Origin of the sequence: Bradyrhizobium barranii subsp. apii (assembly GCF_011516635.5) — a bacterium.
In the GTDB taxonomy this organism is placed as follows: domain Bacteria; phylum Pseudomonadota; class Alphaproteobacteria; order Rhizobiales; family Xanthobacteraceae; genus Bradyrhizobium; species Bradyrhizobium barranii.
Window position 1 is genome coordinate 4,468,645 of record NZ_CP096255.1, and the last position, 12,808, is coordinate 4,481,452.

The window sequence follows — 12,808 nt, forward strand, 5'->3', positions numbered from 1 at the left end:
ACTAAATGTCATATCGGTTACGGCGGAGCGATTCATGTTGCAGTGGCAGGCGCGGTCAAATCCCCTCGCGTGGTGGTGGGGGTCCCTGACGCTTGTCAGCGGTGCCAACATTCTCGTCTGGTTCATGCTGTACCGCGAGTTCTATCCGACGGTTGCCGGCAGCGCCGGCGGCGGTTCGGATATCGGGCTGATGTTCCTGCTCTGCGCCGGCTATGTGTTCGGCTGCGCGTTCCGATCGTTCCTGCCGCGCGCCGACGTGCAGCGCATCTGCCTGTTCGACACCTGGCTCTCCAGCGTCTTCGTCGGCCGCACCGTCGCGACCGTGGCCGAGCTGTGCTTCGTCGCGCAATGGGCGATCATCCTGCATCAGCTGGGTCACATGACGGGCGCGGAGACCGCGGTGAACATCGCGCTGGTGATCGTGCCCATCATCATCGTCGCGGAGTGCTTCTCCTGGTACGCGGTCGTCACCACGAACTTCCTCTACAACGCGATCGAGAACTCGCTGTGGGCGGTGACGTTTTTCCTCGCCGGCATCGCGCTGTGCCGCCTCATGCCGGAATTCCAGGGACCGGTGCGCTGGGCGCTGATCGCCGGCATCGTCGGCATCGCCTGCTTCCTCGCCTTCCTCGTCACCGTCGACGTGCCGATGTATCTCAGCCGCTGGCGGGCAGGGCATCAAGAGGGCAACAAGCTCCTCGGCTTCCTCGAAGGTCTGCATGACGTCGCGACGCGCTGGGTGGTGACCCACGACATCGCGCATTGGAAGGGCGAGCTGACCTGGATGTTCCTGTATTTCACCGCTGCGGTGTGGTCGAGCCTCGCGCTCTGCGCGCTCTACGCCATGGAAGGCTATCTCACGCGTTATCTGGCCTGAGCGACCGGGCTTCGCCGAGGTCGGCCTGCGTCAGCAGGCCTTGCCGCAGCGCCAGCCGGACCAGCTCGATGTCGGAGCCGACGCCGAGCTTGTCCTTGATCAGCGAGTGCAGGTTCGCCACCGTCTTCGGGCTGACGTGCAGCGTCTCGGCGATCTCCTCCGTCGTGTTCTCGGCGAGCAGCAGCCGCAGCACCTCGAACTCGCGCGGCGTGAGGACGTCGGCGGCCGAGCTCTCGCGGCTGAGCGCGAGCTCGTGGTCGATGTCGGGGCTGATGGCGATCTTGCCGGCGAGCACGTCCATCACGGCGCGCACCAGCGTCTCGGGCGGGCTGGTCTTGGTGACATAGCCCCGCGCGCCGGCGCGGATCGCCTGCACGGCGAAGCCGGCATTCTCGTGCATGGTGAAAACGAGGATCCGTGCCGCCTTGTCCCATTGCCTGATGCGCCTGACGGCCTCGATGCCGCCGATGCCGGGCATGCTGAGATCCATGATGACGAGGTCGGGCGCCTCGGATTTGAAGAGACGGTAGGCCTCGGCTCCATCGGCGGCTTCGGCGACGACGCGAAGCCCCGGCTGCTTCTGGAGCACGGAGCGATAGCCCTCGCGGACGACGGAATGGTCGTCGACCAGCAGAATGGTCGCATCGGCCGCGCTCATGCCGCGCGCTCCAGTGGCTGCCGGTCGACGCCTGCAAGCGGAATGACCACGCGCAGCGCGGAGCCGCCGGTCGGCGTGGCCTCGAAGCTCAACTGGCCGCGCAAGGCCGCGACGCGCTCGCGCATGCCGAGCAGTCCCATTCCGGATTTTGCGACGGGATCGTTCGACCGTCCGTCATCGTCGATCGCAAGTGCGATCTCGTCGGCACGCATCGCAAGCTCCAGGCTTACCCGCGTGGCGCCGGCATGCTTGGCGGCGTTGGTGAGCGCCTCCTGCACGATGCGGTAGAGGCTCGCGCTGATCGTGGCGGGCAGGGTCGCGAACGCACCGTCGAAACGGATCGAAAACCGCGTCTGGCCGCGGCTGCGCCCGTTCCAGCCCGCGACCAGGCCTTCGAGGCTCGCCACGAGCCCGAGCTCCTCGACATCAGGCGGGCGCAGCCGGAACAGCGCGCCGCGCAGCGTCTCCATCATGCCGGTTGCGGTCCGCGCGATGCCGTCGCACTCGCCAAGCAGGGAGGGGCAGTCCTGTACGGCGGTCTGGCGGGCGGAGGAGGCGAGCGCGCGGATGGCGGCCAGCGACTGGCCGAACTCGTCATGCAGCTCGCGCGCGAGATGGCGGCGCTCCTCGTCCTGGAGTGCGATCAGTTTCCGCGTCAATTCGCTGCGCTCGGCCAGCGCGGTGTCGAGGCTTTCGGCGAGATGGTTGAAGACGTCGCGGATCGCCGACAGTTCGGCGAGATCGAACGGCGGCAGCCGCGTCGACAGGTCATTGGCTGCGATCCGTTCGAGGCCGGAGCGAATCATGCGGGTGGGGCGCAGCGCACGCGCCAGTGCGGCGTAGACCAGGACGCACAACAGCGGCAGTGCGATCGCAAGTGCGAGCATCAGGCGGCCGGCCTCGTGCCAGGCGTCGGCCGTCTGCACGGCCGGGTCGACCGAGACCACGGTCTCGCCGAGTTTCGTTCCGCGAACGATCACGGGCCGTGCCGCCTCGCGGCCGGGGTCGAACAGGCTGCGATAGAAAGCCACGAAGACTTGCGGCGGCGGGTTCGCCGGGATCGGCGCGCCACTGCAGAATCGCTGGAGGGTGTCGCCGCTCACGCCGCGGAACGCCAGGCACAGGCCGGGCGTCATCACGTAGGTCGAAACGGGGTCGAGGTTGGGGAAGTCCGAGCGCGGGCTCGCCACCCACTGGATCTTGCCCTGTTGCAGCTCCAGCGTCTTGGCCACGATGGCGGCGATGTCGTCGAGGCGCGCATGGGCCGCGCGGTCGGCGGTGATGAGGAAATAGGCGGAGATCGCGGCGAAGCACGCGGCCGATATGGCGGCCACGCGCAACGTCAGACGGACCTTGAGATCGAACCTCGGGCGGTTCCACATCGGCGGGCACCTGGCGCGAACGGAATTGTCGCCCCGGCATTAAACGGCAGAACGCAAGCGGCGGAAAGCGCCGCGCTTACCGCGGTGCAACGTCGTGAAATTTTCCCGGCCTTGGTCGGGACCAGCGCAGCTGCATGACCTGAGGCTGCCGTCCAGATTGCGCCGCCGCTCCATCACACGAGGCCCTCATGCGCCGTATCAGCTTGATCCTCTCTGCTTTCCTCCTCTTCGTCCTCCCGGCGGCCTCTTCGCCGGCCGGCGCCGAGGATGCCATCGGCGTTGCCATGGACGATTTCAGCTACACCGATACGTCGGCCGAGCCGGCCAACCAGACCGCCGCCCATGAGCGGCGGCTGTCGGCGTTCATGGCCGCGCTCAGGCGGGATATCAGTGCGGACGGCCGCTACCGGCCGGTGCCGTCTGCCCAGGACGGCGCGGCATTCAAGGTCATCGGCGGCATCCAGAAGACCAGCACGCTGGTGCAATGGGCCAAGGTCGCCGTCATCGACGTCGGCGCCAGGAAGCTCGTGATGGACAAGCTCTACACTTTCCGCGGCGACAACGATGAATCATGGGAGCGTGCCGAGATTTTCGTGTCTCGCGAGGTCATGGCCGCGCTCGCCACCCCCGCGCCGGTCGCGCTGGCCGTGTTCGATTTCGAGCTCGAGGACACGACCGCCGCCTCGGCTGGCACTTCAGCCACGTCGGATGCGTCATATCTGGCCGAGGTCACCGGCAGCGTGCGCGAGGCGCTGGGCCAATCCGGCCGCTACCGCATCGTTGATGCCGGCGGCGAGGCGGTCAAGGCGCGCGCCTTGCGGGATTGCGGTGGCTGCGAGGCGGCGCTCGCGCAAAAGCTCGGCGCGGATCAGTCGCTGATCGGCGTGGTGCGGCGGGTCAGCCGCACCGAATACACGCTCGGCTTCCAGGTCCGCGATGTCAGGACCGGTGCGGTGCTGTCGCGTGGCGACAGCGGCCTGCGCATGGGCGCGGACTATTCGTGGAAACGGGGCGCGGTCCGGCTGGTCAGCGATAAGCTGATCGGGAGCCAGTAGCGGCGATACTCGCCCTAGAACGTCAGCTGCACCTTCATCGACTGCGAGCGGTCGCTGGCGAGTTCGAACGCGGCGACCGCGTTCTCGAACGGCATGGTGGCCGTGATCAGCGGTTTCACGTCGATCAGCCCTTCGCCCATCAGCCGCACCGCGAGCTCGAATTCGGGGTCGAAGCGGAAGGTGCCGCGGAGCTGCAATTCCTTGGCGACGATGGAGTTGATCGGCAGCGTCATCTCGCCGCCGAGACCGAGCTGCACCAGCGTCGCGCCGGGCCGAAGCACGTCGAGCGCGGTGCGAAGCGCGGCCTGGTTGCCGGAGGCCTCGAACAGGGTGTCGAACACGCCCTTGCCGGCGCGCCAGGGATCGAGCGCTGTGGCATCGGTCGCGACATTGATGGCGTGGGTGGCGCCGAGCTTCTTTGCAACCGCGAGCGGCGCGTCGGCGACATCGGTCACCACGATCTCGGACGCGCCGCCGAAGCGCGAGACCAGGATCATCAGCGCACCGATCGGCCCGCAACCCGTGATCAGCACGCGCTTGCCGAGGAGGGGGCCGGCCTGCTTGCCGGCATGCAGGCACACTGCGAGCGGCTCGGCCACCGCGGCTTCCGCCAATGTCAGCTTGTCCGCGATCGGCACCGCCTGCGCGGCATCGACCGTGATGAACTCGCGAAAGCCGCCTTGGACATGGGGGAAGCGCATCGCGCTGCCGAGGAAGCGCATGTCGAGGCACTGGTTGCGCATGCCTTCCTGGCAATGCAGGCACTGGCCGCACGGTCTGCTCGGATTGACGGCGACGCGCGCGCCCGGCTTCACATTGGTGACGCCGTCACCAACGGCCGCGACCACGCCCGCGATCTCGTGGCCCAGCGCCATCGGCTGCTGGATGCGCACGACGCCGAAACCGCCGTGATGGTAGTAGTGCAGATCGGAGCCGCAGATGCCGCCGTTCGCAATCTTGACGCGGACTTCGCCCGGGGCAGGGGCTGGATCGGGATAGCTGTCGATCCGCAGGTCTTTCGGGGCGTGGATGACGACGGCGCGCATGGTCTCGTTCCCTTGGCTTTCGCGATTACATCGCGGCGATCATGCCGCCATCGATATAGATGATCTGTCCGTTGACGTAGGTCGAAGCGTCCGACGCCAGGAAGATCGCCGCGCCCACCAGCTCGTCCGGCCTGCCCCAGCGCTTGGAGGGGATGCGGCCCATCAGCCAGTTGTTGAAGTCGGTGCTGTTGACCAGCGCCTCGTTCATGTCGGTCAGCATGTAGCCGGGGCCGATCGCGTTGGCCTGGATGCCGTGCTGGGCCCATTCCACCGCCATCGAGCGGGTCAGGTTCTTGATGCCGCCCTTGGCCGCGGTGTAGGGCGCGATGGTGGGGCGTGCGAGCTCGCTGCCGAGCGAGCCAATATTGATGATCTTGCCACGCTTGCGCGGGATCATGCGCTTGCCGGCCTCGCGGCCGATCACGAAGGCGCTGGTGAGGTCAGTCTCGATTACCTTGCGCCATTCGTCGGTGGTGAACTCGACCAGCGGCTTGCGGTGCTGGATGCCGGCATTGTTGACGAGAATGTCGACCGCGAGCCCTTCGCGGTCGAAGCGCTCGAAGGCCGCGACGATCGCGAGCTCATCGGTAACGTTGAACGCGGCGCCCTCAGCTTGATGACCGGCGGCGCGAAATTCGGCCACGGCCTGCTCGACGCGCTTGGGGTCGACGCCGTTGATGATGATCTTGGCGCCGGCCTTGGCCATGCCCTCGGCAATGGCGCGGCCGAGCCCGCGGGAGGAACCGGTCACGAGCGCGGTGCGGCCGGAAAGGTCGAAGAGGGCGGTGCTCATCTCAAAAAATCCTCAGGCGTTGGAGCGACGCACGGTCAGATCGGAGCGGTCGAATACGGCGGGTAGAAGGTCGACGCCGAGGCCGGGTCCTTCCATCGGATAGACAAAGCCGTCCTTGATCGTCGGCATCGTGGTGACGAGCTCATTGTACCAGCCCCTGTAGAAGGCGCGCACTGATTCCTGGATCAGCGTGTTGGGCTGGCTGAACGACATGTGGATGGCGGCGATGAAGCCGATCGGGCCGATGCAGTCATGCGGCGCAAACGGGCGGTGATAGGTCTCGGCCATCGCCGCGATCTTGCGACCCTCGGTGAGGCCACCGGTCCAGCACAGGTCTGCCATCACCACATGCATGGCATCGCGGTCGAGCATGTCCTTGTAGGGGAAGCGCGAGCCCAGCGTCTCGCTGGCGCAGACCCAGACGTCGGTCGAGCGGGCATATTCGGCCAGCGCCTGCGGCGAGTTCATCCGGATCGGGTCTTCGTACCAGGTCGGCTTGTAAGGCTCGAGCGCGCGCGCGATCTGCTTGGCGGTCGGCAGGTTCCAGAGCGAATGGAGCTCGACCATGATCTCCATCTTGTCGCCGACGGCCTTGCGGATCTTCTCGAACGGTTCGATCGCCCGCTTCATCTGGGCTGCGGTGATGTAGAGGCCCTTGTTCTCCTGTGCCGCCGGATCGAACGGCCAGATCTTCATCGCGGAGATGCCGCTCTCCAGCAGGCTTTCGGCCAGCGCGTCGGCGTGGTGCATGAAGCCGTCGAGGTCTTCGTAGGGGCCTTTGGAGGCGCCGAGATTCCAGTTGGCGACGGGGCTGATATTGGTGGAGCGGACATATTGGGTGCCGGCGCAGGTGTTGTAGATGCGCTGCTTGTCGCGGCAGAGGCCGCCGAGCATCTGGTGCACAGGCTGATTGCAGACCTTGCCGAACAGATCCCATAGCGCGATGTCGATTGCGGAGGCCGCGCGGTATTCGACGCCGGTCGAGGACTGCGCCATCGGCAGGTTCAGCATGTCGCGATGGATCGCCTCGATGTGCAGCGGATTGCGGCCGAGCAGGCGGCCGGCAAAGGTGTCGTGGATCTGCGCTTCGACCGCGCCCGCGCCATAGAAGGTTTCGCCGAGACCGATCATGCCCGTGTCGGTGTGAACGCGCACCCAGATGACGTTGGAAAATTCCTCGGTGCGCAGCGTCTCGATTGACGTGATCTTCACGGCAACAATCCTCCCATCACAGGCGCCTCGCGCCTGACGTCTCATTTCGCACTGCAACATGTTGCAGGTCGCGCGAACGTCTTACGCCTGCTTGTAATATATCACAACATGTTTTAAGGGTCCCACAACTAAGGCGCCACCCAGCAATGAGAGCGCGGTTGACAGGAGGACGACATGGCACGGCGCAAGCGCGCGCTCGAGGTGGTGAGAAACGAGGACGACGGCGAGGGCAAGCCCTCCCGGCGCAACCGGCTCAACTTCTTCGAGCTGGCTTACCAGAGGATCGAAGAGCTGCTCGTCCACTGCGAGCTCAAGCCCGGACAATTCATGACGATGCTGGAATTGCAGCACATCACCGGCTTCGGGCGCACACCGGTGCATCACGCCGTCAATCGTCTCTCCGCCGATACGCTCATCATCATCCGTCCACGCCATGGGCTGCACATCGCGCCGATCGATCTTGCGCGCGAGCGGATGCTGCTGGCCTTGCGCCGCGACATGGAGCGCTTTGTCGTGCGGCTCGCGGCCGATCGCGCCAGCCTGTCGCATCGCAATCAGGCGCTGCACATCGAGCGCCTGCTGCGCGAACGCCGCGCCACCCTGACCCTCGACGAATTCAACAGCATCGATCGCCGCATCGACGCGCTGGTGCTGGAAGCAGCCGGCGAGCCCTTCCTGGTGCACACGCTGCGGCCGTTGCACACGCTGTACCGCCGCATCGGCTACATCCACCATCGCTTCATGCCGGGACAGGCCGAACTGTCAGGCACGATCGATCGCCACCTCGCCATTCTCGTTGCGGTCGCCGGCCGCCATGTCGAGGACGCCGTGAAGGCGAGCGATGCGTTGATCGACTACATGGACCACATGTTCACGGGCATGGAGGCGGGGATCGATCCGCGCCTGCTCGATTGCAGCATCGAGCCGCTGCGCGGCACGTAAGAAAGTTTTGAAGAGAGGACCAAAGATGTTAACGACGGCGATGCCACAACCGACCGCGAGCGAAGCCGCGGTCCGCTACCTCATCACGAACTACAGTCCCAAGGGCAACAAGGTCGGCTGGCTGATGATGGCCTCGATCCTGGTCGAAGCCTGGGATCTCTATTCGATCGCCTTCGTGCTGATCTTCATCAAGGAGCAGTACAATCCCGATCCGCTGATGCTCGGTCTCGCTGCAGCCGGCACGCAGGGCGGCGCCCTGATCGGCGCGCTGCTCGGCGGCTGGCTCTCCGACAAGATCGGCCGCCGCGTCATGTTCCTGGTGACGATGGTGCTGTTCATCGTGCTCGCGCTGGCGCAGGCCTTCGTGCCGAACGTGACCTGGCTCATCGTGATCCGCTTCCTGCTCGGCATTCCGCTCGGCTCGGATATTTCGACCGGCTACACCTACATCATGGAATCCATGGCCAAGGGTGAGCGCGAGGTCATGGGCAATCGCTGGCAATTCATGTTCGCCGTCGGTGAAGTTCTCACCATCGGTGTCATCGTGATCTTCCTGCTGATCGACATGCAGCACGAGATGCTGTGGCGCGTGACGCTCGGTCTCGGCGCGGTGCCGGCGCTGATCATCCTGATCATGCGTCACGACGTGCCTGAGACGGCGGTGTGGCTGGTGCAGAAGGGACGTTACCGCGAGGCCAAGAAGGTCGCGCGCGAGATGTTCAACGACAATCTCGACATGTTGCCGGACCAGGACGTGAAGGTGCCGAAGGTCAGCACACGTGCCTTCATCGCCGACCTCAGGAAGGACCCGATCCGCTGGCGCGCCACGATCTACGGCTGGATCGCCTGTTTCGCGCAAGGCAGCGAGTTCTCGACCTTCGCATTCTATCTGCCGGTGCTGTTCGTGATGGTTGGCGTGTCGAGCGTGCTCGGCATCAATCTGGTGACTATGGCGCTGTTTTCCTTCGCGGCTCTGTCCGGCTGGGTCGGTCCGCTGCTGACGCCCAAGATCGGCCACCGCGGCATCTCGATCGCCGGTTTCAGCATCGTGCTGGCCTCGCTGCTGGTCGCGGCCTTCGCGCTCTACACCGACAACAAGATCCTGCTGCCGTTCGCAGCGGCCGCCATGTTGTGGGGCCATTATTGGGACGCGTCGAACTGCATGACGATCCCGACCATGGTTGCGAAGCCCAAGTATCGCGGCACGGCCAGCGGCTTCGCCTACATGTTCGTGAAGCTGCCGTCGTTCCTGGCGATCTTCCTGTTCCCGACGGTGTTCGCGGCGATCGGCCAGGCGAATGCCACGCTGATGGTCGCGATCTTCCCGCTGATCGGATTGCTCGCCGCAATCTTCATCCTGCCGGAAGTCTACGGCTACGAAAACGACTAACGCGTTGCCCGGTCGCGGCCTTGTGGCCGCGATCGGGCTTTTCCGCTACGGGCTCAGGAAGACGGGATTGACCCCGGACCCATGGCCGAGCAGGCCGATCGCCTGAAGCTGGGCGCTGTGGAGGTCGATCTCCACGATCGCGAACAGGGTCAGCAGCACCACGACCGAGACGACGAGCAGGGGGTGATATGTCCCGCCACCTTGTTCCGGCGCGGTGAAGCTCCGAAACGACCGACGTAGGGAAAAACTCTGCGGCAATGCCTTTGACTGAATCTGCATGATGGACCTCCGTGCCGCGCCGTATGAGACTGCGCGACGCGAAGAAGCATAGGTCCGGCTTTGGCGGCGACATTGATGCGCCGCAAATTGCGCGCGATTACCAGATCGCAGCCGCAAGCGCTGCGATCAAGGCGGGGGGCGTCACCAGCAGGCCCAGCTTGAGGAACGGCCAGGCGCCGACCTCGATTTTTTCGCGGCGAAGCGCAACCAGCCACAGGATGGTCGCGAGCGAACCGGTGATCGAGAAATTCGGTCCCAGGTCGACGCCGATCAGGATGGCGCTGACGACCGAGGTGGGCAGGTGATCGGCGGCCACGATCGACCCGGCGACGAGGCCGACCGGCAGGTTATTGGCAATATTGGTGGCGATGGCGGTGGCGATCCCAACGCTCCAGCCGGCCCCGGGTACGGACTGCGCGACGGCCTCGTGCAGAAGTGCGCTGAGATGGCCGATCACACCAGTCTTCACCAGTGCTTCCACCATCACGAAAAGCCCGCCGACCAGCGGCAGCACGCTCCAGGACACGTGCCTCAGCACCGGCATGGGCGACTGACGGCTGAGCAGCAGGACGAGGCCGGTCGTCACGGCGCCGCAGATGAAGGTCGGCAGGCCAAGCTGCTTGTCGAGCGCGGAGGCCGTGATCAGCACGACGCCGATCGCAGCAATGCCGATCGCGGTCAGCTTGCCGCCGCGGCTGAGCACCTTGTGCGGCACGCGGCGCTCGATGATCTCCTGTTTCAGCGCGCGATGCTGGGTGATGCGCAGTACGACATAGGTCAGCACGATCGAGGCGAGCGAGGGCAGGGCGAACTGACGCAGCCATTCGGTCAGATGCGGCATGCGCGAGCCGAACACCACGAGATTGGCGGGGTTCGAGATCGGCAGCACGAAGCTTGCGGCGTTCGCGATGAAGGCGCAGACGAAGAGATAGGGCAGCGGCTTGGCGCCGGCCGCGCGCGTCGCGGCGTAGACGGCGGGTGTCAGCACGATCGCGGTGGCGTCATTGGAGAGCAGCACTGTGACGACGGTGCCCACGAGATAGATCAGCAGAAACAGCCGTTGCGGCGAGCCGGCTGCATATTCCACCGCGAGCGCGGCGAGATAGTCGAACAGGCCTTCGAGCCGGGCGAGCTCGGCGATCAGCATCATGCCGATCAGGAAGAGATAGACGTCGACGCCTTTCTCGATACCTGTGAGCGCATCCCGCCACGGCAGCAGGCCGAACAGCACCAGGGCGCCGGCACCGATCACAGCCCAGATCGCCTCGGGTAGGCGAAACGGCCGGATGATGACGCCTGCGGTCGCAGCTATGATGATGCTCCAGGCCCAGATGGCTTCAGACGGCACGTTCAGTCCTTGAGGTTGGGTCGGTTCATTCGGCAGCGATAACCGATGCTGGAGCCGCTGTCTTCCCCTGTGCCTGCAAGGTGCCACGCCGGGTCTCGGGCAAAGCGAGGAGGCAGACGATGGCGCCGATCGCGGCGACCGCGCCAAGCGTGATGAACGCCGCGCTGTAGCCGGCGCCGACCACGACGAGGCCCGCAAGCGTCGTCGACAGCGCCGCGCCGATGCTCTGGGCGGTGATGATGGCGCCCTGCGCGACGTTGAAGCGGCCGGTGTTGCGCATGAGGTCGGCGACGATGACGGGGAAGATCGCGCCAAAGATGCCGGCGCCGACGCCGTCCAGAAGCTGCACACCGACCAGCCAGAATGGATTGTCGGAGAGCGTATAGAGCGCGCCGCGAATGGGCAGGATCAACAATGCGGCGAGGAAGAAGCGCTTGTGGCCCCAGCGGTCGGCCTTCGCGCCGACCAGCATCGCGAACGGCACCATTACAATTTGAGCTGCGACGATGCAGGCCGACATCAGGCTGGTGCCCATGTTCTTGTCCTGGAGCGCGAGCTTTTGCCCGACCAGCGGCAGCATGGCCGCGTTGGACAGGTGAAACAGCACGACGCAGACCGCGAAGACGAGGAGGGGGCGGCAGGTCAGGAGCTCCGTGAGACCTGAAGGCTGCTCCGGCTGGTCACCGGTATCGGCGTCGTGCAGCCCGCGCGCGAGGTCGTGGTCGATGGCGCGGGCGGGGATTGCGAGAATGCTCACGAGGCTTGCGACCGCCATGGCAGCGAGAAGGTAGAACACGACGGTCGGGCCGAACCAATAGGCGGAAAGTCCCGCCAGCCCGGCGGCGACTGCATTGCCGGCGTGATTAAAGGTCTCGTTGCGGCCGATCCGCCGGGTGAAGGCGGCATGACCGAAGATGCCGAGCGAGACGGCGGCGATCGCCGGCGGAAAGATCACGGCGGCGGCCTGCGCGATGCCTTGCGAGACCGCGACCGGCAGGAAGCTGGGAAACAGCGGCAGCGACAATGACGCCAGCGTCACCATGATGGCGGCGATGACCATCGCCAGCCGCTTCGCCCGCGTCGCATCGATCAGCGCGCCGGCCGGCGTCTGCGCCACGATGCCGGCAATGGTCGCAATCGACATCACGAGGCCGATGCGTGCCTCGTCCCAGTGCTGCTCGGTGAGGAGATAGACGGCGAGATAGGGCCCAAGCCCGTCGCGGACGTCGGCGAGGAAGAAGTTGGCCGCATCCAGCGCGCGGCCGGCGCGTCTCGTCTGGTCGGTGGGGTAATGGGAGGCTTGGCTCGACATCGGTCTCTCGATCGAGGCTGGGAAGCGATCCGCCAGAAACCGATCTCACGCCACCTTTGTTCCGCCCTTCAAAACTTCACGGCCAGCAGCACCGCGCCGGCGCCGATCATGGCGATGCCGAGCCAGCCCTGTCCAGTCGGACGCTCGCCGAGAAAGGTGAAGGCGAAAAGGGCGACCAGTACGACGCTGAGCTTGTCGATCGGCGCCACCAGCGTCGCCGGGCCGAGCTTCAGCGCACGGAAATAGCACAGCCAGGACGCGCCGGTCGCAAGCCCGGACAGCACCAGGAACAGCCAGGTCTTCGACGAGACCGCCGACGGCACCGCGAATTGTCCGGTGAAGAACAGCAGCACCGAGAAGGCGAGCAGCACCACGATCGTGCGGATGAACGTCGCCAGATCCGGATTGATGTTCTCGACGCCGACCTTGGCGAAGATCGCGGTGAGCGCCGCAAAGCAGGCCGACAGAAGCGCCCAGGTCTGCCAGGCGGAGAAGAGGGCGGGTTTCATCGATT

The 12,808-nt window shown here is 65.6% G+C and carries 13 protein-coding genes; 4 read left to right on the forward strand and 9 right to left on the reverse strand.

From position 1 onward, the window contains the following. Positions 1 to 34 precede the first annotated feature (34 nt). Entirely contained in the window at positions 35 to 877 is an 843-nt protein-coding gene (locus HAP41_RS21140) for a hypothetical protein (protein ID WP_166097163.1), read from the forward strand. Here the strand turns inward: HAP41_RS21140 and HAP41_RS21145 are convergent. Further along, positions 858 to 1,535, reverse strand: coding sequence for a response regulator (locus HAP41_RS21145; RefSeq protein WP_166097162.1), 678 nt, complete (start codon positions 1,533 to 1,535; stop codon positions 858 to 860). The two genes, HAP41_RS21140 and HAP41_RS21145, sit on opposite strands and share 20 nt — an antisense overlap. Beyond that, entirely contained in the window at positions 1,532 to 2,917 is a 1,386-nt protein-coding gene (locus HAP41_RS21150; protein ID WP_166097161.1) for a HAMP domain-containing sensor histidine kinase, read from the reverse strand. The genes HAP41_RS21145 and HAP41_RS21150 overlap by 4 nt, the downstream gene beginning before the upstream one ends. 188 nt (positions 2,918 to 3,105) lie before the next feature. Between HAP41_RS21150 and HAP41_RS21155 the strand changes: the two genes are divergently transcribed. Further along, positions 3,106 to 3,972, forward strand: a complete 867-nt coding sequence (locus tag HAP41_RS21155; protein ID WP_166097160.1) for a DUF3280 domain-containing protein — start codon at positions 3,106 to 3,108, stop codon at positions 3,970 to 3,972. 14 nt (positions 3,973 to 3,986) lie between these two features. Here the strand turns inward: HAP41_RS21155 and HAP41_RS21160 are convergent, their stop codons facing one another. Genes HAP41_RS21160 through HAP41_RS21170 form a run of 3 tightly spaced genes read right to left on the reverse strand, consistent with a single transcriptional unit; the run spans position 3,987 to position 7,023 of the window. After that, entirely contained in the window at positions 3,987 to 5,018 is a 1,032-nt protein-coding gene (locus tag HAP41_RS21160) for an L-idonate 5-dehydrogenase (RefSeq protein WP_166097159.1), read from the reverse strand. 25 nt (positions 5,019 to 5,043) lie between these two features. Further along, positions 5,044 to 5,811, reverse strand: coding sequence for an SDR family oxidoreductase (locus HAP41_RS21165; RefSeq protein WP_166097158.1), 768 nt, complete (start codon positions 5,809 to 5,811; stop codon positions 5,044 to 5,046). 12 nt (positions 5,812 to 5,823) lie between these two features. After that, positions 5,824 to 7,023 carry a mandelate racemase/muconate lactonizing enzyme family protein gene (locus HAP41_RS21170; protein WP_166097157.1) on the reverse strand — a complete coding sequence of 400 codons (1,200 nt, stop codon included), beginning with the start codon at positions 7,021 to 7,023 and terminating at the stop codon, positions 5,824 to 5,826. Between the two features lie 174 nt (positions 7,024 to 7,197). On the opposite strand from HAP41_RS21170, the gene HAP41_RS21175 reads away from it, so the two are divergent. Both HAP41_RS21175 and HAP41_RS21180 read left to right on the forward strand, forming a co-directional pair. After that, positions 7,198 to 7,965, forward strand: a complete 768-nt coding sequence (locus tag HAP41_RS21175; protein ID WP_166097156.1) for a GntR family transcriptional regulator — start codon at positions 7,198 to 7,200, stop codon at positions 7,963 to 7,965. Positions 7,966 to 7,990: 25 nt separating this feature from the next. Next, the gene (locus HAP41_RS21180; protein ID WP_063982669.1) at positions 7,991 to 9,355 is read left to right on the forward strand and encodes an MFS transporter; all 1,365 of its coding nucleotides are present in this window, start codon (positions 7,991 to 7,993) and stop codon (positions 9,353 to 9,355) included. Between the two features lie 45 nt (positions 9,356 to 9,400). On the opposite strand, the gene HAP41_RS21185 is transcribed toward HAP41_RS21180, so the two are convergent. The 4 genes from HAP41_RS21185 to HAP41_RS21200 all read right to left on the reverse strand — a co-directional run bounded on the left by HAP41_RS21185 (position 9,401) and on the right by HAP41_RS21200 (position 12,803). Further along, the gene (locus HAP41_RS21185; protein WP_166097155.1) at positions 9,401 to 9,634 is read right to left on the reverse strand and encodes a hypothetical protein; all 234 of its coding nucleotides are present in this window, start codon (positions 9,632 to 9,634) and stop codon (positions 9,401 to 9,403) included. A gap of 97 nt (positions 9,635 to 9,731) precedes the next feature. Beyond that, entirely contained in the window at positions 9,732 to 10,982 is a 1,251-nt protein-coding gene (locus tag HAP41_RS21190) for an arsenic transporter (protein WP_166097154.1), read from the reverse strand. Between the two features lie 25 nt (positions 10,983 to 11,007). Beyond that, entirely contained in the window at positions 11,008 to 12,294 is a 1,287-nt protein-coding gene (locus tag HAP41_RS21195) for an MFS transporter (protein WP_166097153.1), read from the reverse strand. Between the two features lie 68 nt (positions 12,295 to 12,362). Next, entirely contained in the window at positions 12,363 to 12,803 is a 441-nt protein-coding gene (locus HAP41_RS21200; protein ID WP_063982673.1) for an EamA family transporter, read from the reverse strand. Between the last annotated feature and the right edge of the window lie 5 nt (positions 12,804 to 12,808).